Annotated in this window: 19 protein-coding genes, 1 tRNA gene and 1 pseudogene; 3 read left to right on the forward strand and 18 right to left on the reverse strand. The window is 71.5% G+C overall.

Annotated elements, in window-relative coordinates; all coding sequences use genetic code 11:
* The 3 genes from tilS to dacB form a co-directional block, all read right to left on the reverse strand.
* The gene (gene tilS, locus ACWEGE_RS18465; protein WP_449661662.1) at positions 1 to 960 is read right to left on the reverse strand and encodes a tRNA lysidine(34) synthetase TilS; all 960 of its coding nucleotides are present in this window, start codon (positions 958 to 960) and stop codon (positions 1 to 3) included.
* A complete protein-coding gene (locus ACWEGE_RS18470; RefSeq protein ID WP_449661753.1) occupies positions 957 to 1967 on the reverse strand; it encodes a zinc-dependent metalloprotease in 1011 nt (336 codons plus the stop codon). Before ACWEGE_RS18470 ends, tilS begins: the two co-directional genes overlap by 4 nt.
* A 91-nt stretch (positions 1968 to 2058) precedes the next feature.
* Positions 2059 to 4464 carry a D-alanyl-D-alanine carboxypeptidase/D-alanyl-D-alanine endopeptidase gene (gene dacB, locus ACWEGE_RS18475; protein WP_449661663.1) on the reverse strand — a complete coding sequence of 802 codons (2406 nt, stop codon included), beginning with the start codon at positions 4462 to 4464 and terminating at the stop codon, positions 2059 to 2061.
* Positions 4465 to 4637: 173 nt separating this feature from the next.
* Between dacB and ACWEGE_RS18480 the strand changes: the two genes are divergently transcribed.
* Positions 4638 to 5150, forward strand: a complete 513-nt coding sequence (locus tag ACWEGE_RS18480) for an inorganic diphosphatase (RefSeq protein ID WP_449661664.1) — start codon at positions 4638 to 4640, stop codon at positions 5148 to 5150.
* A 53-nt stretch (positions 5151 to 5203) separates the two neighbouring features.
* On the opposite strand, the gene ACWEGE_RS18485 is transcribed toward ACWEGE_RS18480, so the two are convergent.
* The 6 genes and pseudogenes from ACWEGE_RS18485 to ACWEGE_RS18510 form a co-directional block, all read right to left on the reverse strand.
* Positions 5204 to 6856: an MDR family MFS transporter gene (locus ACWEGE_RS18485; RefSeq protein ID WP_449661665.1), complete on the reverse strand. Its 1653-nt coding sequence runs from the start codon at positions 6854 to 6856 to the stop codon at positions 5204 to 5206.
* 172 nt (positions 6857 to 7028) lie between these two features.
* Positions 7029 to 8298 (reverse strand): annotated as a pseudogene (locus ACWEGE_RS18490) (serine hydroxymethyltransferase).
* A 142-nt stretch (positions 8299 to 8440) separates the two neighbouring features.
* Entirely contained in the window at positions 8441 to 8863 is a 423-nt protein-coding gene (locus ACWEGE_RS18495) for an uL11 family ribosomal protein (protein WP_449661666.1), read from the reverse strand.
* Positions 8864 to 8896: 33 nt separating this feature from the next.
* Positions 8897 to 9415 (reverse strand): gamma carbonic anhydrase family protein, encoded by a 519-nt coding sequence (locus ACWEGE_RS18500; protein WP_449661667.1) that lies wholly within the window; start codon positions 9413 to 9415, stop codon positions 8897 to 8899.
* An 85-nt stretch (positions 9416 to 9500) separates the two neighbouring features.
* Complete coding sequence (locus tag ACWEGE_RS18505) at positions 9501 to 10706, reverse strand: M14 family metallopeptidase (protein WP_449661754.1); 1206 nt, start codon at positions 10704 to 10706, stop codon at positions 9501 to 9503.
* A gap of 106 nt (positions 10707 to 10812) precedes the next feature.
* The gene (locus tag ACWEGE_RS18510) at positions 10813 to 11400 is read right to left on the reverse strand and encodes a TetR/AcrR family transcriptional regulator (RefSeq protein ID WP_013230483.1); all 588 of its coding nucleotides are present in this window, start codon (positions 11398 to 11400) and stop codon (positions 10813 to 10815) included.
* A gap of 124 nt (positions 11401 to 11524) precedes the next feature.
* Between ACWEGE_RS18510 and ACWEGE_RS18515 the strand changes: the two genes are divergently transcribed.
* Positions 11525 to 11980: a GreA/GreB family elongation factor gene (locus tag ACWEGE_RS18515; RefSeq protein ID WP_033261743.1), complete on the forward strand. Its 456-nt coding sequence runs from the start codon at positions 11525 to 11527 to the stop codon at positions 11978 to 11980.
* Between the two features lie 60 nt (positions 11981 to 12040).
* Here the strand turns inward: ACWEGE_RS18515 and ACWEGE_RS18520 are convergent, their stop codons facing one another.
* Entirely contained in the window at positions 12041 to 12523 is a 483-nt protein-coding gene (locus ACWEGE_RS18520; RefSeq protein ID WP_449661668.1) for a hypothetical protein, read from the reverse strand.
* Positions 12524 to 12734: 211 nt separating this feature from the next.
* Positions 12735 to 12808: transfer RNA gene (locus tag ACWEGE_RS18525), tRNA-Thr, on the reverse strand.
* Positions 12809 to 12941: 133 nt separating this feature from the next.
* On the opposite strand from ACWEGE_RS18525, the gene ACWEGE_RS18530 reads away from it, so the two are divergent.
* Complete coding sequence (locus tag ACWEGE_RS18530; RefSeq protein ID WP_449661669.1) at positions 12942 to 14609, forward strand: hypothetical protein; 1668 nt, start codon at positions 12942 to 12944, stop codon at positions 14607 to 14609.
* Between the two features lie 61 nt (positions 14610 to 14670).
* Here ACWEGE_RS18530 and ACWEGE_RS18535 read toward each other — a convergent pair whose 3' ends face one another.
* The 7 genes from ACWEGE_RS18535 to ACWEGE_RS18565 all read right to left on the reverse strand — a co-directional run bounded on the left by ACWEGE_RS18535 (position 14671) and on the right by ACWEGE_RS18565 (position 21787).
* Complete coding sequence (locus ACWEGE_RS18535) at positions 14671 to 15876, reverse strand: DNA polymerase III subunit delta' (protein WP_449661670.1); 1206 nt, start codon at positions 15874 to 15876, stop codon at positions 14671 to 14673.
* Entirely contained in the window at positions 15873 to 17984 is a 2112-nt protein-coding gene (locus ACWEGE_RS18540) for a bifunctional MFS transporter/dTMP kinase (RefSeq protein WP_449661671.1), read from the reverse strand. The genes ACWEGE_RS18535 and ACWEGE_RS18540 overlap by 4 nt, the downstream gene beginning before the upstream one ends.
* Positions 17985 to 18132: 148 nt before the next feature.
* On the reverse strand, positions 18133 to 18741 hold the full coding sequence (locus tag ACWEGE_RS18545) for a hypothetical protein (RefSeq protein WP_449661672.1): 609 nt from the start codon (positions 18739 to 18741) through the stop codon (positions 18133 to 18135).
* Between the two features lie 594 nt (positions 18742 to 19335).
* Positions 19336 to 20127 carry a hypothetical protein gene (locus tag ACWEGE_RS18550; RefSeq protein WP_449661673.1) on the reverse strand — a complete coding sequence of 264 codons (792 nt, stop codon included), beginning with the start codon at positions 20125 to 20127 and terminating at the stop codon, positions 19336 to 19338.
* The gene (locus ACWEGE_RS18555) at positions 20120 to 20308 is read right to left on the reverse strand and encodes a hypothetical protein (RefSeq protein WP_449661674.1); all 189 of its coding nucleotides are present in this window, start codon (positions 20306 to 20308) and stop codon (positions 20120 to 20122) included. Before ACWEGE_RS18555 ends, ACWEGE_RS18550 begins: the two co-directional genes overlap by 8 nt.
* Positions 20301 to 21092: an ESX secretion-associated protein EspG gene (locus ACWEGE_RS18560; protein WP_354909998.1), complete on the reverse strand. Its 792-nt coding sequence runs from the start codon at positions 21090 to 21092 to the stop codon at positions 20301 to 20303. The genes ACWEGE_RS18555 and ACWEGE_RS18560 overlap by 8 nt, the downstream gene beginning before the upstream one ends.
* A gap of 86 nt (positions 21093 to 21178) precedes the next feature.
* Entirely contained in the window at positions 21179 to 21787 is a 609-nt protein-coding gene (locus ACWEGE_RS18565; RefSeq protein ID WP_449661675.1) for a hypothetical protein, read from the reverse strand.
* Positions 21788 to 21824 lie beyond the last annotated feature (37 nt).

Here is a 21824-nt window from a genome sequence, read left to right on the forward strand (position 1 = left end):
TCATTCCCCTCGGGTGGTGGGTTGGGAGACGACGCTGAGCCTGCCACGGCACCGGCGCGCTTCCAAGTTGCCCGGCAACCACACGCCGCCCTGACCACGCCACCGGGCGACCAGCGCGTCGACCGCGCGCAGGTGCGCGTCGGTGAGTTCGCGCACGCCCGAGGCCAGCAGCCACCTGCGGAGAACCCGCCGCCGGAGGGCCGCGGGCTCGACCGCGAGGACGCCCACATCCAGCCCATCGGGGCCGCCCGCGCGGGTGAAGATCACCTCCGCCAGTGTGTCCAACGCCTCGTTGTCCTCCCGCAGCTGCGCGGCCGTGCGGGCGAGCGCGGCGGCCACCCCGCCGTTGAGGACGTCTTCCAGTAGCGGCAGGACTTCGGTGCGCAGCCGGACGCGGGTGAAGCGCGGCTCGGCGTTGTGCGGGTCGTCCCACGGCTCGACGCCGAGCTCGGCGCACGCGGCCCGGGTGGTCGCCCGGGTGACGGCGAGCAGCGGCCGCCCCCACGGCGGGTCGTGCGGCCGCATCCCGGCGACGCTGCGCGCGCCGGAGCCGCGGCCGAGCCCGAGCAGGACCGTTTCGGCCTGGTCGTCCAGGGTGTGGCCGAGCAGCACCAGGCCGTGCCCGGCGAGGGCGCGGTAGCGGGCCTTGCGCGCAGCGGCTTCCGGGCCGCCCGCGCCGGTGACGTCGACCTCGCGCACCTCGGCTTCGTCGACGCCCAAGGCCTTCGCCGCGGCGGCCGCATCGCGCGCGATCTTCGCCGAGCCGTCCTGCAGGCCGTGGTCGACGACCAGCGCGCGGACGACGTGCCCGCGGTGGTGCCCGACGTGGGCCGCCGCCTCGGCCAGCGCGAGGGAGTCGGCGCCGCCGGAGACCGCGACGCACAGCTCGGGCGGCGCTTCGACCGTCTCCAGGAAGGCGCGAACGGCCCGGCGGACGGCCGCGACCGCCGTCCCGGTCATCCGTGCAGGCGCCGGACCCACGCCGCCGGGTCGGAGATCTCGGCGCGCGACGGCAGGGTGTTCGGCGACCGCCAGACGGCGTTGAAGCCGTCCATGCCGACGGCGTCCACGACGTGCTTGGTGAACTTCGCGCCTTCTTCGTACTGGCGGATCTTCGCGTCGACGCCGAGCAGCGCGCGCAACAGCCGGTCGAAGACGCCGCCGCCCTTGCGGCGGGCGGTGAACCGCGCGCGGATCTTGTCGACGCTCGGCACGACCTGCGGGCCGACGGCGTCCATCACGTAGTCGGCGTGCCCTTCCAGCAGCGTCGAGAGCGCCAGCAGCCGGTCGAAGACCGCGCGCTCCCTGGGCGACTGGAGCAGCTCCGCGAGGTTCAGCTTCGGCCCCTGCTTGATCGCCTCCGGCAGCCGGCCGACCAGGTCGGACAGGCTGTCAGTGCCGCCGCCCGCGAGGCCGGAGACGAGCCGCTCGACCTCGTCGGCGAAGTAGTCGCGCAGCCACTTGACCGCGGTGAACTGGAGCCGGTGGGTGCACTCGTGCAGGCAGACCCAGAGCCGGAAGTCGCGGCCCGGCACGTCCATCGCCTGCTCGGCGGCGACGACGTTCGGCGCCACCAGCAGCAGCCGGCCTTCCTTGTCCGGGCCGCCGAAGGGGTCGTACTGACCGAGCACGCGGCTGGCCAGGAACGCGAGCACCAGCCCGGTCTGGACACCGGCGCCGCCGGCCAGGATCGGCCCGAGCGGCCCGCCCTGCTGCGGCAGCGCCCGCCCGGTCAGCGCGTCCAGCCCGGCCGCGGCCGACCGGACCCAGCCCGGGCGGTCGACGACCTCGCCGGGCAGCAGCGGCAGGTCGAGCCCCAGGTTCGTCAGCTGCCGGACGTGCCCCTCGGCCTCGACGGTCAGCTCGCGCAGGTCGGTGACGGCTTCCTCGGCCCGTTCCCGCGGCACCTGCGGGCCGCCGCGCACCAGCAGCGCGCCGGTCTGCGCGGCGATCGCCCAGTCGACCATGGGCCGGGTCTGCGTTTCCTGACTCACCCTTCCGACGCTACCTGCCCGCCGCGGGGTTTCCGGCCACGATCTTCGTACGGTTCGGCGTCCGCTAGGCGCAGCCGCACTTGCGGAGGCTGGTCGCGAGGGCGTCGATCGCGTCGCGGCCGGGTTCGGTGTCGGAGCCGTTGGACATGAAGGCGAACACGAGCACCCGGCCGTCCTGGTCGAGGACCAGCCCGGCGAGGGTGTTCACCGCGGTGAGCGTGCCCGTCTTGGCGCGCACCCAGCCGCGGCCGTCCTGCGACGCCGGGGTGTCGAACCGCTTGTCGGCCAGGGTGCCCGAGCCACCCGCGACCGGGAGGCCGGCCAGCACCGGGCGCAGCTTCGCCGTGCCCGGGTTCTTGCCCTCCGGCGCCGCCGCGGCCGCCAGGAGCTGGGTCAGCAGCCGGGCCGGGATGCGGTTCTGCGACGAGATGCCGCTGCCGTCGGACAGCGCGACGCCGGAGACGTCGAAGCCGTTGTCCTTCAGCACCTTGAGGGTCGCCTTGGCGCCGCCGGCGAAGCTGGCTTCCTCGCCGTTCGCGAGCGCGACCTGCCGGGCGATCGCCTCGGCGAGGACGTCGTCGGACAGCTCCATCAGGTCGGACACCAGCTCGGTCAGCGGGGCCGACTTGACCTCGGCGACCACCTTCGCGTCCTTGGGCGCGGTCGCCGAGCCGCCCGCCGAAGCCCCCAGCTTCGAGGCGATCGTCCCGGCGAGCGCGCTGCCCGCGTTCGCCGTGCGCTGCGAGTTGTTGTCCTTGGGGTTGATGCGGCCGCCGTCGGCCATCACCGGCGCCATCTGCGTCGCGTACGTCGACGGTGCGTCGCCCGCCTCCCAGCCGGGAGCGGTCGTCGCCCCCTTGAACAGCGTCAGGTCGGCCTGCACCTTCTTCACGCCCGGCACCGCCTTCTTGACCTGCGCGACGAGGTCGTCGACGTGCGCGGCGCCCGGGTACAGCGGGGAGTCGGTGCCCAGCGGCAGGTTGGTGAGGGTGGTGTCGCCGCCGCCGACCAGGATCACCGTGCCGGGGTCCGCGCCCTGCACGATCTTGGTCGACAGGCGCAGGTTGTGGTCCAGCGAGAGCAGCGCGGCCGCGGACGTCAGCACCTTCGTCGTCGAGGCGGGTGTCACCGGCGTCGACGAGCTGTGGTCCCACAGCACGGTCCCGGTCACCGGGTCGATCACGCTGCCGGTGAGCTGCCCGAGCGCGCCGTTGCCCGCCGCGGGGGCCAGGGCGGACTTGACGCCGTTCGCGGTCGGCGCCGTCCCGGACGTGGCCGGCCCCTGCAGCTGCCGCGTGGCCGCGGACGGCGACGGCGGGTCGCCCTTGGGCGCGTTCGGCGCCCACGGCAGGGCCAGCCGGTTCGCCACCTTCGGCATCGCCGCGGCGATCCCGCCGCCGGCCAGCAGCAGGAGGACGACCACGACGAGCGCGATGATCTTGCCCTTGCGCCGCTTCTTCTTCGGCGGCTCGGCGGCGGAGGCCGGCTCGGCGGGCACCGGGGGTTCGGCGGGCGGCTGGGCGGCGCGGGACGGTTCGGTGCGCTGCTGGGGCTGCTGCTGGAAGACGCCGGGGAACTGGGTGGGCCGCTCGATCCCGACGGTCGCCTCGGCGTCGAACCGCTGCCCGTCCGGCTCGATCCGCTGCGGGCGGGCCAGCGAGCCGGCGGACGCCGAGGGCACCACCCCGCGCGGCGGCTCCGGCGGCAGCGCGGGACGGCGCTCGCCCGGTTCGGCAGGCCGGTCGCCGGCGCGGTCCTCGCGCAGCTCGATGCGCTGGCTCCAGGGCGCGGCGGGCTGCTGGGCCTCCTGCTGCTTTTCCTGACGCTGCGCGGCCGCGCGGCTCAGCTGCTCTTCACGGCGCTGCTGCTCCTCGCGCCAGTGCTGCAGCTCCTCACGCCACTGCTGCTGTGGCTCCTCCGGTTTCGGCTCCTCCCGGGGCGGGACGTGGCGCTCGACCGGCACCACGGGCACCGGCCCGGACGGCTTGACCTCGATGTACTGGGTGCTCTCCCCGGCGGGCTTCGGCTCGGCGGGCTTCGGCTCGGGCTGCTCGACGTACTGGGTGCTCTCGCCGTCCGAAGGAGCTGCGGCCGGCGCGGCGAGCTCGGACTGTTCGACCCGGATGTACTGGGTGCTCTCGGCGGGCTTCCCGGCCGGCGGCTGCGGGACGGACGGCTGCTTCTTCGGCTCGCGGCTGCCCAGCCGGTCGGCGAGGTCCTGCTTGGCCGGGGACGGCGGGGGCGGCGGCTCCTCGGCCGGGGCGTTGAGGCCGGGGATCGGCTCGGGCGGCACGTTCGGCGCGAACCACGATCCCTTCGGCGCGTCACTGCCTGTGACCTTGGGCACGCCGGGGCCGTCCTTCGCGCTCTCCGGCGGGTCCGGCAGGGCCATCGGAGTGGTCTCCCGCGCGCCGGACGACGAGCGGTCTTCGTCCGACGAAGGCCACATCGGCTGGTCGTTTTCCGGCACCCACCACTCCTTCTCACCTGCCCCGGGAGGGGCCAAGCTCACATGCCGCGTGGCCGACATCGATGCGGCCCCCCGGCAGGGCGTAGTCCACACTAGGAGACGTCAAGACAGTCATGAAGGTTGCCGCCCACGACTGTGGTGCCCGGATCCAACAAAGAAGTAGCGAGGACGGCGTGGAGTTCGACGTCACGATCGAAATCCCCAAAGGGGAGCGCAACAAGTACGAGGTCGACCACAAGACCGGCCGCATCAAGCTGGACCGGACCCTGTTCACGGCCACGCAGTACCCGGCCGACTACGGGTTCATCGACGACACCCTCGGCCAGGACGGCGACCCGCTCGACGTGCTCGTCCTCGTGCAGGAGCCGACGTTCCCGGGCTGCCTGATCCGCTGCCGCGCGATCGGCATGTTCCGGATGACCGACGAGAAGGGCCCGGACGACAAGGTCCTCGCGGTCCCGACGAACGACCCGCGCCTGGAGCACCTGCGGGACATCCACCACCTGAACGAGTTCCACAAGCTGGAGATCCAGCACTTCTTCGAGGTCTACAAGGACCTCGAGCCCGGCAAGAGCGTCGAAGGCTCGACCTGGGTCGGCCGCAGCGAGGCCGAGGCGGAGATCGCCCGGTCCTACGAGCGCGAGACCGACCGCCTGGCGAAGGAAGAGGCCAACGGCGGTCACTGACGCCGCACGCGAAAAGGCCCCTCGGGAAGCTTCCCGAGGGGCCTTTTCGCCGTTCAGTGCGCCAGGGCGAGTGCCGGCGCGTCCGCTTCGGCTTCGGCGCGCTGCTCCATGGCCGACTTGTCCGACAGCGGCTTCTCCTTGAGGAACCACACCAGCGCGAAGCCCACGGTCAGCACGATCCCGCCGACCAGGAACACCGTGCTCATGGACTCGGCGAAGCCCTGCAGGATCGGCCGGGCCAGCGTCGGGTCGAGCGTCGACAGGAACGACGTGTCGTTGACGTCGAGGCCGCCCTGCATCTGCTTGGCGAACTCCGGGTGCTGCGCCAGCGCCGCCGTGTAGGCCGGCGTGGTCATCGCCGAGCGGATGGCGTTCGCGATCCGGTCGCCGACCGTGCCGAACAGGATCGACAGGAACACCGCGGTGCCCGCCGTGCCGCCGATCTGCCGGAAGAACGTCGCCGCCGAGGTGGCGACGCCGATGTCCTGCGGGCGGACGTCGTTGGTCGCGGCCAGCACCAGCGTCTGCATCGAGGCGCCGAGGCCGAGCCCGATCACGAAGGCGATCACCATGACCAGGGCCAGCGAGGTGTCGACGGTGATCGTCGACAGCGCGAACAGCGCCGCCGCCATCAGGCCGATGCCGGCCACCGCGAACATCTTGTACCGGCCGGTGGCCGCGATGATCCGGCCGCTGGTCAGGCTGGCGACCATGATGCCGAGGGTCAGCGGGAGCATCTGCAGGCCGGCCTGGGTCGGCGTCGCGCCCTTGACGATCTGCAGGTACAGCGGCAGCGACATCATCGCGCCGAACATCCCGGCGCCCTGCACGACCGTAACGATCGTCGACATCCGGAACACCGACCGGTTGAACAGGCGCAGCGGCAGCAGGGCGGCGTCACCCATCCGGCGTTCGATCCAGACGAAGGCGGTCACGCCCAGCGCGCCGACGACGTACATGGCGATCGAAGCGGCGGAACCCCAGCCCCACTCACGGCCCTGCTCGGCGACGATCAGCAGCGGCACCAGGCCGGTGGCCAGCGCCACGGCACCCCAGTAGTCGACCTTCTGCTCGACGCGGGTGTGCGGGAGGTTCAGCACCTTGGTGACGACGACCAGCGCGGCGAGCGCGATCGGGACGTTGACCAGGAAGACCCAGCGCCAGCCGGTGATGCCGGCGAAGGTGTCGATACCGGCGAAGAACCCGCCGACGACCGGCCCGGCGACGCTCGAGATGCCGAAGACGGCCATGAAGTAGCCCTGGTACTTGCTGCGCTCGCGCGGCGCGGTGATGTCGGTGATGATCGCCAGCGCCAGCGACATCAGGCCACCGGCACCGAGGCCCTGGAAGGCGCGGAACGCGGCGAGCTCGTACATCGACGTCGCCATGCCGCTGGCCAGCGAGCCGACCAGGAACAGCGAGATCGCCGTCAGGTACATGGGCTTGCGGCCGTAGAGGTCGGACAGCTTGCCGTACAGCGGCGTGGAGAGCGTGGCGGTGATCAGGTACGCCGTGGTGGCCCAGGCCTGCAGGGACAGGCCGTGCAGCTCGTCGGCGATGGTGCGCATCGAGCTCGACACGATGGTCTGGTCGAGCGCGGCGAGGAACATGCCGAGCATCAGCCCGGACAGGACGGTCAGGATCTGGCGGTGAGTCAGTTTGCCGTTCGTAGCGGCTGCTCCTTCCGCCGTGGTGGGGTCGCTCATGGTGGTCTCCCTCGGGAAGTCTCCGCGTAGTTGCTTGTACCTCTCAACTACTTGCCTGAGCCAAGTATTCCCCGGGAAGGTTGTAGCGTGCAACCAAATAATTTGTGACGCCCGTCTCGGGCATGCCGAGGGCGGCACCTTCACGGGAAAGTGCCGCCCTCGGGGAGGAGCGTCAGGCGGAGTAGCCCGGGATCGGGAACGGCGCCAGGAACTCGCGGATCTCCGCGGCGATCGCGTCCAGGGAGGACTCGTCGTGCACGGCGGCCGCGGTGATCGTGCGGTCGATCCACTCCCGCCACCTGCGGCTGGTGCTCCGGCTTGAGACCGCGGGTGGTGATCGCGGACGTGCCGAGGCGGATGCCGGACGGGTCGAACGGCTTGCGCGGGTCGAACGGGACCGTGTTGTAGTTCAGCTCGATGCCCGCGCGGTCGAGGGCCTGCGCGGCCGACTTGCCCGCGACCGCCTTGTTCGTCAGGTCGATCAGCAGCAGGTGGTTGTCCGTGCCGCCGGACACCAGGTCGTACCCCTTCGCCAGGAGGGCGTCCGCGAGCGCCTTCGCGTTGGCGACGATCGTGTGCGCGTACTCGCTGAAGTCCGGGCGCTGCGCCTCGCCGAGCGCGACGGCGATCGCGGCCGTCGTGTGGTTGTGCGGGCCACCCTGCAGACCGGGGAACACCGCCTTGTCGACCGCCTTCGCGTGGTCGGCGTCGGAAAGGATCATCGCGCCGCGCGGGCCGCGCAGGGTCTTGTGCGTGGTCGTCGTGATCACCTGCGCGTGCCCGACCGGCGACGGGTGGGCACCGCCCGCGACCAGGCCGGCGATGTGCGCGATGTCGGCGACGAGGACCGCGTCCACCTCGGCGGCGATCTCGGCGAACGCCGGGAAGTCGATGGTGCGCGGGATCGCCGTGCCGCCGGCGAAGATCAGCTTCGGCCGGTGCTGGCGGGCCAGGTCGCGCACCTGATCGAGGTCGACGCGGCCGGTCTCCTTGGCGACGCCGTAGCGCACCGGGTTGAACCACTTGCCGGTGGCGGACACGCTCCAGCCGTGCGTGAGGTGGCCGCCGTCGGGCAGCGCCATGCCGAGCACGGTGTCACCCGGCTGCGCAAAAGCCAGGTACACGGCCAGGTTCGCCGGCGACCCGGAGTACGGCTGGACGTTCGCGTGGTCGGCGCCGAACACGGCCTTCGCCCGCTCGATGGCGAGCTGCTCGACCTGGTCGACGAACTGCTGGCCCTCGTAGTACCGCTTGCCCGCGTAGCCCTCGGAGTACTTGTTGGTGAGCACGGTCCCGGTGGCTTCGAGCACGGCCTGCGAGACGTAGTTCTCCGACGCGATCAGGCGGATCTTGTCGTGCTGCCGCTTGGCCTCGTCCTCGACGAGCCCGGCGATGGCGGGGTCGGCGGCGGCGAGCGCGGTCAGTTTCGGCTGGTGTGTCATGGCGTACTCCGGCTCTGGAGTGGCCTTCACCCAGGCGCGCGGTGCCGGCCTCGTCGTCGCTTCCCGGTGGTGCTCCACCTCGATGGCGCCAGTCGCTGCTGCGCGGTAAAGCGTAGTCCACGACGCTCGAAGCGCGATGCACTCAGCCGACGACCACTCCCATCGATCGGGCCGTGCCCGCGATCGTGCGCATCGCGGCCCCGATGTCGGAGGTGTTGAGGTCCGGCAGCTTGCGTTCGGCGATCTCGCGAAGCTGGGCCTCGGTGAGCTTGCCGGCGACCTCGTGCCCGGGACGCGCGGAACCCTTGTCCCCCAGCGCCTTCTTGATGAGGAACGACGTCGGGGGCGTCTTGAGCCGGAGCGCGAACGAGCGGTCCTCGAACACCGAGACGACCACCGGCACGATGTCGCCGCGCTGGGCCGCCGTGGCGGCGTCGTAAGCCTTCTTGATCTCCACCAGGTTGACCCCGGTCTGCCCCAGCATCTTGCCGAGGTCGACGACCGGGGCGTTGCCCGCGGTGAGTTCCAGGGTGACCTGGTGGGTGAGCTTCTTCTTCGGAGCCATGCCCCGAAGCTAGAGTCTCCAGTTACTGGAGGGTCAAACCGGTTTTGTGCCCGCGCGGTGCCGCCGCGCCAGCTCCTGGTAGATCGCCGCGTTGTGCTCGACCCACATCCGCGCGGAGTCGGTCAGCGGGACGAACTTCTTCGCCGGGCTGCCCATCGCGATGACCTCGCCCGGCACCTCCGTCGCGGGCGTCACGGTCGCTCCGGCCGCGACCAGCGCCCGCGCGCCGATCTTCGCCTTGTCGAGCACGGTCGAGCCGTTGCCGATCAGCGCCTGCTCCCCGATCGTGCAGTCGTGCACCAGGCACTGGTGGCCCACGGTGACGTTCTTGCCGACCTCGCAGACGCCGTCGTTGACGTGGATCACCGAGTTGTCCTGGATGTTGGCGCCCTCCCGGATGACGATCCGGCCGAAGTCGGCCCGGATCACCGCGCCGAACCAGACCGAGGCGTCCTTCTCGACGACGACGTCGCCGATCAGGGTGGCGGTGGGGGCGATCCAGGCGTCCGGGTGGACCTGCGGGCTGAGCCCTTCGAACGAGAACAGAGGCATGCCCGCACCCTAGACCGAGAAGGCCCCCTCCCCCGGTCCAACGGGGAAGGGGGCCCATCCGCGGGCCGCGACCGGCTGCTGGGGGTCAGCCGGAGATCGCGGCGTTGATCAGGATGTCGACCGCCTGGTCGTTGCGGGTGGTCTGCGGCACGATCTGGGTGTCGCGCGGGTAGAAGCCCGGGCTGCTGCCCTTCGGGTACATCTCGAAGGTGAAGCTCCAGATCTTGTGCTGCGCCCACATCCAGTCGTTGACGCTGCCGTCGGTGATGTAGAGGTCGCTGGACTGCTGCGGCGTGTAGCCGTTGGTCGCGGCCATCTGCTTGCCGAGCGTCTGGAACTTCTGCGCCTCGGCCGCGCTCAGCCCGGGCGCGGTGTCGGCGTAGGTGTAGCCGAACGGCCAGAGCACCAGCTCGGAGTAGGTGTGGAAGTCGATGTGCGTCTTGATCTGCTGGACGCCGCCGACGACCCGCGAGTTCACCCAGTTCGAGACCGCCCGGGTCTCGGGCGCGGAGAACGCCGCCGTGCCGCGGTAGGTCTCGCTCGACGTCGAGCCCGACGAGCCGCCGCAGCAGCCCCACTTGTAGCCCCAGTTGCGGTTGGTGTCGGTGCCGGGGCCCTGGCGGTTCTTGCGCCAGCTGTGGAACGTGCCGCCGGAGATGTCGTACTCGGAGCCGTCCGGGTTGACGCTGGGGATCACCCAGATCTCGGTGCTGTCGACCAGCCGCTTGATCGCGCTGTCCGTGGCGTACCCGCTGGTCAGCCGGTCGACGATGTGCAGGCACATCTCGGTGGTGAGGTGCTCGCGCGCGTGCTGGTTGCAGGTGAAGAGGACCTCGGGCTCGTTCTCGTCGGTGGCGGCGTTGTCGCTGATCTTGATCAGCGAGAGCGCCCGGCCTTCGTACGAGGTGCCGGCGCTGCCGAGCTTCGTGAGCGACGGGTAGTTCGCGACGGCCTTCTGCAGCTCGGTCTGCGTTTCCGCGTAGGTGTGGTAGCCGGTGTAGCCCGCCGGGAAGTCCGCGGCGGCCGCCGCGCCCTGCGACCGGTCGACCTTGCCGAGCGCCCGGACACCGAAGCCGTGGGCGCGCAGCTGGGCGGCTTCGCCGGGGTTGGCGATGACCGTGGTCGTCCCGCCGTCGGCGTCGAGGATGTCCGCGCCGGTCCGCGCGATCTCGGTGCGCTGCTGGGCGGTGGCGGCGCCGGTCACCTCGTACACCTGCGGGCCGTCGGGCTGGGCGGCACCGGCCTGGCCGCCGGTGGTGAGGACCAAGAGGACGGCCGCGGCCGCTGCCATGCACGTTCGTGTGCGCATCACGTCTCCTGCTCTCGGGGGTTCCTCGACCTTGGCCGGAGCCGGACGGAGGGCACAATCCGGAGCAGTACGGATCTATTGGTGGTTTCTACCCGTAGTTCGCGAAGCAGAGCGCCTCGATGTCGGCACGCAGCGTGGCGAACGGCCGAGGGCGCACCCGCTGCTGGACGACCGTGCCGAGCAGGTACGACAGGAGCGCGCGGGCCCGCGCTCGCGGGTCGTCGACGTCGAGCGGGGCGAGGAGCTCGGCGAGCAGCTCGGTGAGCGAGGTGAGCATGACGTCGATGGCCTGCGGGTGCTGCGCGCGCCCGGCGGCGATCCAGTACTCGAACCAGAGGAAGGCGGCGTTCGGGTTCGCGGCGAAGACGCTCAGGTACTCCTCGAGGACGGCGAAGAGCCGCTCGCGGGGTTCGTCGTGCTTCGCGGCGACCTCGCGCAGGCCGGCGGCGAAGGCGGTGATGTGCGCCGCCATCGCCCGATCGATGAGGACGTCGATGTCGGCGAAGTAGTAGTGGATCGCGCTCTTGGTGAGCGGGCCGGCGTCGGCGATGGCCCGGACGGTGCACCCGGCGAGCCCGTCGCGGGCGAGCACGACCCGGGCGGCTTCGACGATCTGTTCCTGCTTGGCCAGCTGGTTCGGCGAGAGCCTCTCGCTGCGGCCGGGGACTGCGCTCACGGTGATTCTCGTTACCTTCTTACTGGACGCCGGACCCGAAATCCTAGGGCAGACGTCCTGTGGGCGGCGTTCGGGTGAAAAACCGGATTGGCCACCCCGCTCCGCGCAGCGGACAATGCCCGGCATGGTGATCTCAGGGGACAAGGGGCTCAGCCCGGCTGCGCGCAGCCAGCTGGAGAAGGAAATCGCGAACTTGCGCGCGCAGCGGGAGGCCCTCGCGCCGCAACCCGGCGAGCAGGAACGCACCGGCGACGCGGCGGACCAGGCGGACGTGATCGACCGGGCGGAGGCCGCGGCCCGGCTGGACCGCCAGATCGCCGACCTGGCGGCCAAGATGGAACACGGCGGCTACGGCAACAGCCAGCTCCCGGACGGCACGGTGGTCTCCCTCCGCTTCCCCGACGGAGACGAAGAGACGTTCCAGGTGGTGACGGTCCCGGGCGAGGACGCGGACGCAATCACGTCGGACAGCCCCTTGGGCTTGGCCCTGGTGGGCGCAAAGGCGGGCGACGAGATCACCTATCGAACCCCCCGCGGCGACGCCAAGGCCACCGTCGTGAAGCTGACGCCGCCGAAGTAGGCAGCCCCCGGACCGGAGGCTCCTTTCCCGCGGGGAGAGGAGCCTCCGGCCGTGTGGGTCTCACTTCTTCGCGATCCGGGAGAAGAGGTCGAGCGTGCGGTCGAACAACGTCCGCCCGGCGCTCAGTTCGCCCAAGGCACTGAGCAATGCGACCACGAGCCAGACCCACAGGACCATCCGCACGGCCTGGTGTCCCCGCGGAGGAACACCTCGTCCGTCGCCGACGATAAGAAAGCCGCCATAGGCAGCCAGGACCGTCGAGACGGTGCCGAAGTGGGTTCGGACGCCCAGCCACAGCGCAAGCCCCGTCACGATGGCGACGAATCCGCCGAGATACTGGAGGCGCGTGGAGGTCATCGCCAGCCGAGCCAGGCTCCGGTACACGGCCCGGTGTTCCCGCGCGATGACGTCCGGTCGGTGCCCGCGCCGCGCGAAGACCGCCACCACAGCTTCGCGGTTGAGTACCTGCTCCTCGGCGAGAACCCGCGTGGCTCTCGCGGCGAACCCGAGCCCGGCGGCACGCCAGGAAGCGCGCGGAACCAACCAGCTCGCCAACCTTGCCGACGACCAACCCGGCCGCCCATCCGACACCGCGCACCACCATCAGCCGAGTCGACCACCGGCTGCCGTGCCGGTTGTTCCGCCCAACGGATGAACCCGTGGAACTTTTCCCGTCCGCTTGGACACTCACTTTGTCACCCAGCAGACGAATCAGGCCCCATCCGAAGACTCTCGGATGGGGCCTGACCTGCGGAGCCGCCTAGGGGAATCGAACCCCTGACCTATTCATTACGAGTGAATCGCTCTGGCCGACTGAGCTAAGGCGGCATGTCTCCGGCTCGCGCTGGCGACGATAGCAAGTGTAGCGGAAGCTGTGCGCGTCACTTTCCCGGGGCACCGTCGTTAGGGCCCTATGACGCCGGTCTCACTCCCCGGTCGACTCACTTGGAGGCTCTGGCACATGCGGCGAAGACTGCCCCGCTCGGCGGCGCTGCCGGCGGCTGCTGCGTTGCTCCTGCTCAGCGCGGCGCCTGCGACGGCCGACACCACCTATCCGACGACGCCGATTCCGCAGCCGGCGCATCCGGGGCAGGCGCCGATCTCCGCGCCGATCGGGCCGCAGCCGCTGGGGCAGGCCGTGGGGGATGCCGGGACCGCTCTGGGGATCATCCGGCTGCTGCCCAACGCCGTGCCGACCAGCACCATTCTGCCCGGGTTCGGGCAGACGCTGCCGAAGCAGTCCGCGCTCGAGGCCGGGATGGGGCTGTCCAGTGCGTCGGCCAACTCGGACGCCTACCTCAGCTACGAGAAGTCCATCGCTCAAGCGTCGCCGTTCGGGTTGTCCGTGGGCGGGAACGCGCCGCAGACGCCGGGCAGTGTTGTGCAGACCGCGTTGCCGGACAACCCGCAGCCGGTCAGCGGTGGCCTCAACGCGCCGTCGAACCCGCTGCTCAACGTCGGCCTGCTCAACGGGAGCGCGCACGCGCGGTGGAGCGACACGCTCGGCCCGTGCGTCGACACCATCGCCGACGCCAGCACGTCGGTGGCCAGCCTGTCGCTGCTGAACGTCGTTCCCTCGATGCCGAACCTCGGGCTGGATGCGCTGAAGCCGAAGCTCGACCCGAACTCGCTGGCGAGCGGCTTCGACCTGGCCAAGGGCCTGCAGAGCCTCGGCGGCCTGCTGCAGGGCGGCGGCCAGACCACCGCGGACGGCAACGGCTCGCTGCTGAGCCTGCCGAACACGCTGTCGTCGCGGTCGCAGGTGAAGCTGGTCGACATCCCGGGCTCGGACAACAAGGCCGTGCAGTCGACCTCGACGCTGCAGGCCGCGGACATCGAGATCCTCAAGGGGACGCCGCTGGCGCTGAGCGTCAAGGTCGTCAGCCAGCCGACCCTCAAGGTGACCTCGACCGGTGACGCGAAGACGTCCAAGGTCGAGTACACCGCGCCGGTGCTGAGCATCGAGGCCGGCGGCAAGGTGCTGTACACGCTCGACGCGGCGCACCCCACCAAGGACATCCCGATCGGGCTGCCGCTGAAGCCGCTGAGCGACCAGTTCGGCGCGGTCAAGGACATCCCGGTCGTCGGCGGCCTGCTCGCCACCGCCGCCGGGCAGGTGCAGCAGGTCGGGACCACCGCGGGCACCGTGCTCGACCTCGGTGTACTGCGGCTGAGCATCGCCGGGCTCGACCAGAAGTCGGCGAACATGACCACGCCGTTCGCCGGCTACCAGCTGGGCGCGTCGGCGCGGATGTTCGACCTGCAGCTGCTGCCGACGACCAGGCTCAAGAGCCTGCTGCCGGACGACCAGGCGAAGAACCTGCCGTCCTCGCTGGCCCAGCTGTCGCTCGGCGAGCAGATCGCCCGGGCGTACGCGCCGACCGGCGGTGTCGTCTGCGGGACCAAGCCGACCCCGCCGCCCGCGGGTGGTGAGGCGCCGAAGGGGCCGGTGAAGAACCTGGCCTACACCGGTGGCGCGTACGACACCGTCCCGCTGTTCTGGACCGGCACCGCGATGCTGCTGCTCGGCGTGGTCATGGTGGCCGCGATGCCGGGCGGACGCCGGCGTCCGCTGGCCGTGGCCGTCGAAGAGAAGCCGTTCAAGCCCTCGCCGCGTCCGCGCGAGTGACCCGAGGGGTATGAAGGAACCCGCCAGGCGCGCCTGGCGGGTTCCTTTGCGTTTCGGCGGTTCAGCCTTGGCGCAGCGTGGTGACCATCGCCTCGACGGCGATGCGCGGCTTCACGTTCAGCTCGATCGCCTCGCGGCATTCCAGCACCGCTTCGAGACGCCGAAGCGTCGACTCGGGCGTCCACGACGAAGCCGCTTCGCGGATCTGGTCGACGTGGTCCGGGTGGTTGAGCGTCGCGCCGGAGCGGGTCCCCATCACCAGGACGTCGCGGTAGAACCCGACGAGATCGACCAGCGCGAGGTCGAGCGTGTCGCGCTGGGTGCGGGTCGCGCGGGACTTCTGTTTCTTCTCGAGCTGCTTGACCGCGGCTTCGGCTGCTCGCTTGGCGCCGGCGACGCCCTTGCCGACGCCGTCGCCGCCCATCGCCGTCCGCAGCTCGTTGCGCTCGTCTTCGTCGCGGGCCTTGCTGGCCTCGCCCGCGTCCGCCTCGGCCGCGCTGATCAGCTGGTCGGCGCACGTGAAGACGTCGCTGGCCCGGCGGAGGCCGAGCGGGATCCGCAGCACGGTGGCGCGGCGCTGCCGCGCGGCCTCGTCGGTGGCGAGCCGGCGCGCGCGGCCGACGTGGCCGCCGCACACGGAGGCGGCCCACTGCGCACGTTCGGCGTCGACGTGGTCGCGCCGCATCAGCACGTCCGCGATCGCCTCCGGCGGCGGGGTCCGCAGCGTCACCAGGCGGCAGCGCGAGCGGATCGTCACCGAGACGTCCTCGGGGTGGTCCGAGGGCGCGCACAGCAGGAAAACCGTGCGGTCCGGCGGCTCCTCGACGGCCTTCAGCAGCGCGTTCGACGCGCCTTCGGTGAGCCTGTCGGCGTCCTCGATGATGACGACCTGCCAGTTGCCGGTCGTCGGGCGGCGCGCGGCGGCCTGCACCAGCGCGCGCATCTCGGCGACCGAGATCGACAGGCCTTCCGGCACCACGAGGCGGACGTCGGCGTGCGTGCCCGCCATCGTCGTGTGGCAGCCGGGACAGGCGTCGCAGCCGGTGCCGGTGCTGCACTGCAGCGCTGCGGCGAACGTCCGGGCGGCCACCGAGCGGCCGGAGCCGGGCGGGCCGGTGAGCAGCCAGGCGTGCGTCATCGCGCCAGGTGGGGCCGGTTCGCCGGCGATGATCTTGGCCGCGGCCGAGGCGGCCGCACTCAGCGTTTCGACCGCGGGTTCCTGGCCGACCAGCTGGTTCCAGACGCCGATGCGTTCGGTCGTCGTCACTTCGCCTCCACGCGAGGCTCTTCCGGGGTCTCGATGGGCAACGTGTCCAGCGGGAGCGTCACCGGCTTCTCCGTCGTCGGCGCCAGCGCGGCCAGGCGGCCGACGAACACGGCGCGCAGCGCGGTGCGGATGCGCTCGGCGACCTCGGCGTCCGTGCCGTCGGCGTCGATCACGAGGTACCGGTCCGGGTCCGCCGCGGCCATCTCGGAGAGCAGGTGCTGGACGCGCCACTGGTCGTTCATCGCGGCCGACCTGTCGCGCGGGGCACCGTTCGGAGCGGCGTCGAGCAGGATGGTCAGGTCCGGGCGCAGGCGCCCGGTCGCCCAGTCGGCGAGGCCTTCCAGCTCGTCGCTGTCGAGCCCGGCGACGGCCGACAGGTGCGCCAGCGGCGAGTCGACGAACCGCTCCATGACGACCACCGAACCGGCGTCGAGCGCCGGCTGGACGTGCCGCTCGACGATGTCGGCCCGCACCGCGGCGGCGGCCAGCGCCTGGGCCCGCGCGCCGGTGAGCGAGGCGCCGGAGACGAGCGCGGTGAGCCGCTTGTCATCGAGCGCCGGGTCGGCGGCGACGACGACCGGCCGGGTGCCGCCCCGCATCCAGTCGGCGAGGTTGACGGCCTGGACGGCGGTGTTGATCGCGGTGGTGCCCTCGACGGCGATGAGGAAGCCGTTGACGCGCCGCGGCGTGCGGCGCAGCGCGTTGCGCAGGTCGGCGAGGATCGGCTCGGTGCGCTTGTCGTCCATCTGCCGGTAGGCGAACAGGCCCGCGACCAGCGCGATCGCGGCGCCGCCGAGCATCACCGGGCGTGTGCCGTCGATGGTGAGCGGGCTGCCCCAAACGGTGATCTTGCGCTGGTCCACCAGACCGACCAGCAGCGGCACGGTGACTGTGGTGCCGAACAGCACCAGCTTCATCATCAGCTGGTAGATCGCATTGATCCGGCCGCGGATGGCGTCCTCGACGCGCGAGCCGATGATCGTCACGCCGGTGAGGAAGGCGGTGCCGGCGCAGATGCCGACCAGCACCACGGCGATCAGCGAGACGGTCAGGTGCGGGGACAGCGCCACGAAGCCGAGCGAGATCGCGGCCGCGACGATCGAGAGGCCGAACAGCCGGTCGTGCGGGAGCCGGCGGGCGAGCTTGGGCGCGAAGACCATGCCGGTGGCGAGGCCGAGGAAGACGGCGAGGACGAGCAGGCTGAACGCGGAGTCACCGGCCCCCAGGCTGGAGGAGTACGGCTTGGCCGAGCCGATCACGGCGCCGCCGGCGACGAACGCGCCGAACGCGCCCACCAGCAGCCCGCGCACGAGCGGCGTGCTGCGGATGAACCTGAAGCCATCGGCGATCATCGCGCCGATGCCGAGCTTCTCCTCGTCGGCCGCCTTGACCTTCTGCTCCGGCAGCGCGTGAACGTTGCGCAGCGAAAGCTCGGGGATCCGGGTGGCGATGAGGATCGCGCTGGCCAGGTAGAGCAGGCCGGTGATGATGACGACCAGCTTCGCGATGTTGAGGCTCGGGTCGCCGGCGAACAGGTGGAACGTCGTGTTGACGCCGGTGATGACCGCGTTCACGCCGGCCGCGGTGATGACGGCGAGGCCGTAGGTCATCACCATGCCGAGCTGGTTGGCCGTCTCGACCTGGTCGGGACGGCGGAGCAGGTTGGGGACCGCCGCCTCTTTCGAGGGGATCCACATGCTCGACGCGCAGCCGACGAGGAAGTTGCCGGCCAGCAGCCACCAGGGCGCGCTGACGATGGCGATGGACAGCAGGAACCCGCACCGCAGCAGGTCCGCGACGACCATGACCTTGCGGCGGTCGAACCGGTCCGCGAGCAGCCCGCCGACCGGGGCGAACAGCAGCCCCGGGGCCAGACCGGTCAGGACGACGCCGACGAAGGCGAAGTTCTGCGCGAAGTAGTTGTCCGTCAGCTTCGTGGCCAGGCCGGTGAGGGCCAGGATGTTCAGCCAGTCGGCCACGCTGCACAGGTACGTGACGCCCCAGAGCCGCCGGAAAGGTTTGATCGCCAGTACCCGCCGGACCCGGTTGATCGTGGACGCCTCGGCACCCGACGACGCACCCGGGCCGGCCTCGGGTACCGAACGCACGCCCTCGCTGATACGCCCACCCCACTAGTCACCGCGGTGCCGGACGCCCTCGGGCGGGACCCGACCGTGAAGCCAGGGTAGCCCGATCGGCCCCTGGCGCGCGGGACGGCCCCGTGGTGCGGGGCAGGCGGCGACCGGCGGGGGAACGCTAGTCGAACAGCCCGGTGACGCTGCTGACCAGGCTCGACACCATCTCGATGGCGACGAAACCGAACACGATCAGCAGGACGACGGCCAGCATGACCCCTGCCGCACTCGACGACGGCCGGTTGAACGCCGGCATGGACACCGAAGGCATCTTCGGCAGCCTGCGCCGCTTGACGGGCACGAGTTCGACGTCCTCGGCCTCGTCGTCGACCAGCGGATCCTGCCGAACGGGCCGCATGATCTGCGGCGGCCTGGTCGGCCAGGTGCGCCGCCGGTTCCGCTGCCGGGGAAGCAGGCCCAGCGGCTGGCCCTGGTTCAGGGTGCCGGCCGGCGGAACGGCTTCCGGCGCCTTGACGCCGGCCTCCTGTTCCTCGCGGAGCGTCTCCTCGACCATCCGGCGCACGACTTCTTCGTCGGGCTTCACCGGCCCGGCCACCGGGATGGCGGCGGGCTCGTGGCCATTCGCCACCGCGGTGCGCGGCTCGGGCGACGCGGTGACCAGCCCGGAGACCGGATCCGCGAACATCTCGCCGGGTGCTTCGGACAGAGTGCCGTCGCGCTGAGTGAGCTCGGGGGCATTGAAGAAGGGAGCCTCACCGTTCGCGCTCATGGTGACCACCTCACTACTGAATGTCCTCGCCTTTCCAGGGTAGCGACGCAGGCGGATAACGCATCCGCCCAATGGCTCTGTCTCCAGTGGATGGTCGGTCACTCAGCGCAAGCCTGTGCCCGAACCCCCTGCAGTGTCCAGTCCGCCGGTGGCCGGGTCGACCGCCGTTGGTGACAGATCGTAGTGAAACGGGTCACAGTCGCTGCTGGGGGTGGTTGGCCAGTGGGTGGCCTTTGGTGGCCAGATTGCGGGTGTGGGATCGCGGGCGGACTAGGCGGGGCTGGACCAGTCTGGCTGACGCGGGCCGCGGGGCTGCGGGGGCGGCGGGGCTGCGGGGCTGCGGGGCTGCGGGGGCGGTATGGCAGCGGGCGGCAGCCATCCCGGCTGCGGGGTTGCCGGCGGCGAGGCTCCCGGCTCCCGGCTCCCGGCTTCCTACAGGCATAAACCCGGAGGCCAGCCGCGCGCGCCTGCCTGGCACGCCGGGTTCGGGGGTTTCGGGCGCCGAGCTCCGAGCGATCATCCCCTCGCCCCCCGCCCCCGCCCCCGCCCCCGCCCCTCCCCCTCCCCTCCCGATCTATCCGTGAGCCCCTCCGGTCAGGGCGTCTCCTCCTGTCCGAGGTCGATCATCTTGCGGCACCAGTCGCGGAGCATGCCGCGGCTGAAGGGGCTCAAGACCAGCTGGCGGCGGCCCTCTCCTCGGTCCAAGGCCGCCAAGGCGAAGCGGCCCAGGTCCGTGTCGATCAGGACGAAGCCGTGGTCGGGGAACTCTGCGCACAAGCCTCCGAACGCCAGCATGTCCAGGACCGCCGTTCCGGATCTTGGGCGGGCCAGAAGCTCTCGCATTGCCCCCACGTCGTCGTCCTGGCCGTCGTGGACCAGGCCGTCGTCGTCCACCGAGACCCAGATTGCCCGGGCCGGTGCGCCGAACGGGACCTCCGGGAGCTCCGCCACCAGCATCTCCGGCAGCTCTTCGAAGTCGGCCAGGTGGATCGCCGTGCGGCCCGGGAGCGAGCCCATCATGAACGCTCGCTCGCCGTCCGCGTAGCAGCGGATGTCCGCCGTCTCCGGGCCTTCGTCGAACACGCCGCACAGCGCCGCCCGTACCGAACCGCGCAGCATCAGGGAGACCACCTCGAAGCCGATCTCGTTCAGCTCGCCGTTCTCGCCGAACGGTGTGCCGTCGATCCAAGCCGCCCACGCCACGTGCCGCTCGACCTCGGCCACCAGGTCCGCCGGGTCGTCCGACACCGGGCCGTGGACCAGGATGTCGTCGTCGCTGACGTCCGGGTTGTACAGCCTGTCGACCGGCTCGCGGTCCGGCATCGCCGTCAGCACCGGGCCGGCCGCCAGCTCGAGCAGCTCCCGCGCCGCCGTGCGCTCAGCCATGTCGCCGCCTCTCTCCCGGGCCCGCCGGTGGCGTGGCCGCCTGCCGCTGCTCCGGGACGCCGCTGTTGAGCTCGGCCGCCGCGAGGATCGCCTCCCGGACCGTCAGGTCACGCGGGGCCGCCTCGACCACCCTGTCGACTCCCTCACCGGCCGTCTTCCGCACCTCCACCCGCTCAGGCATGGCTCTGCACCGCCTCGACGATCCACTGCTCGGCCGTGCTGCGCGACGCCGGACCCCAGGTGACCGTCCAGCGCCCGCTCCGGGCCACCGCCGCGCTGAACTGGTACCGGCCGAGGTCGTTGTCGACCAGCCCGAACGCGCCGTGCGGGTACTCGGCCAGGATCGCGTTGCGCACCGCGAGGTCGACCAGCACCGTGCCCAGCCGCGGCCGGGCGGCGCACTCCCGGATCAGCTCCACCGCCCGCTCGCACCGCCGCGGGATCAGCCCGCGCTCGTCGGTCTCGATCCGCAGGTGCTCGCCCGGCCCCGGCGGCCGGTCGGGCAGCCCGTCGAACACCCAGCCCGGCAGCTCGCTGAGGAAGCCCGACCGCAGCCGCGCGCGGTTGCCCAGCTTGTGCAGCACCGTGGTGTAGTCCTCGTCGCCGAAGAACCGCACCTCCCACGGCTTGGCCCGCGCCGGGAAGACCCCGGTGACCACGCCGCGGATGAAGCCGCCGCGCAGCGCCCGGTACAGTCCGACGGCTTCCGCGGTGACCTCGCCACCCGGCGCGAGGCCGATCGCCGCCATCCCGGCGACGAACCGCGTGTACTGCTCCACCTCGTCCGCGAGGCTCAGCTCGGACGAGCAGGGGCGGCCCGGTAGCGGCCCGGTGTCCGCCAGCACCGGCGGGATCTCGAACTCGGGGTCGTAGAACTCCATCACCGAGGGCCGCTCCGGCACCTCGGCCGAGAGCGGGGCGATGACCTCGTCGATGACGTCGAAGACGGCGACTGCGTTGCTCACCCCTCGATTGAACACCCTGGCACCGACAATTTCTCGCACATATGTTCGAGAGGGTGACATCGGTCGTTAAGCGGTCGGCGAACGGCTCAGGCATGCTCCGGCACCCGCCCTTCGACGAACTCCGCGAGCCGCTCCACGGTCCCGGGCAGCCACCAGAGCCGGCGGTGGCCGCCCCGAGGTCTGCTCAGGGCCGCCAGGTGCCGGCCGCGGTCGTCGTCGACGAACGCCAGCATCTCCCACCGCGCGGGCGAGCCGTCCCAGGCCACGTCGAACTGCACAGTGCCGTGCCGCGGCCGCCGCAGATCAGCCATCAGCTCGAGGACGAGACACTCCTGCCCGGGCTCGAGCACCCCACGCTCGTCGGCATCGAGGCACAGCCCCTCGCCCGGCACCGGCACCAGGGGAGGCAGCCGCGTCAACGCCAGCCGCAGCAGCTCCGCGACGCCGCCCGGCGAAGGCCCGGACAGGCGCAAGCCTTCCCCGGCGACACCGAACGCCGACCGGTCGTCGAAGAACGCCGACGTCCACGGTTCGCCGGACATCGCGACGGCCACACCGCATACGCCGCCACTACCGACGAAGCCGCTGAGCGACTCCATCAGGTCCAGAGCGGTGGGACTCCCGGCGGCCAGCGAGCGGACGGGCTTCAGGATCTTCGTGGTCACCGCGTGCACGGTGCGTGGTGTTGTGGTCACGCGTTCATGGAACCCGGCACCACCGACAATTTCCCGA

It is taken from the genome of Amycolatopsis sp. NPDC004747, from assembly GCF_053601335.1.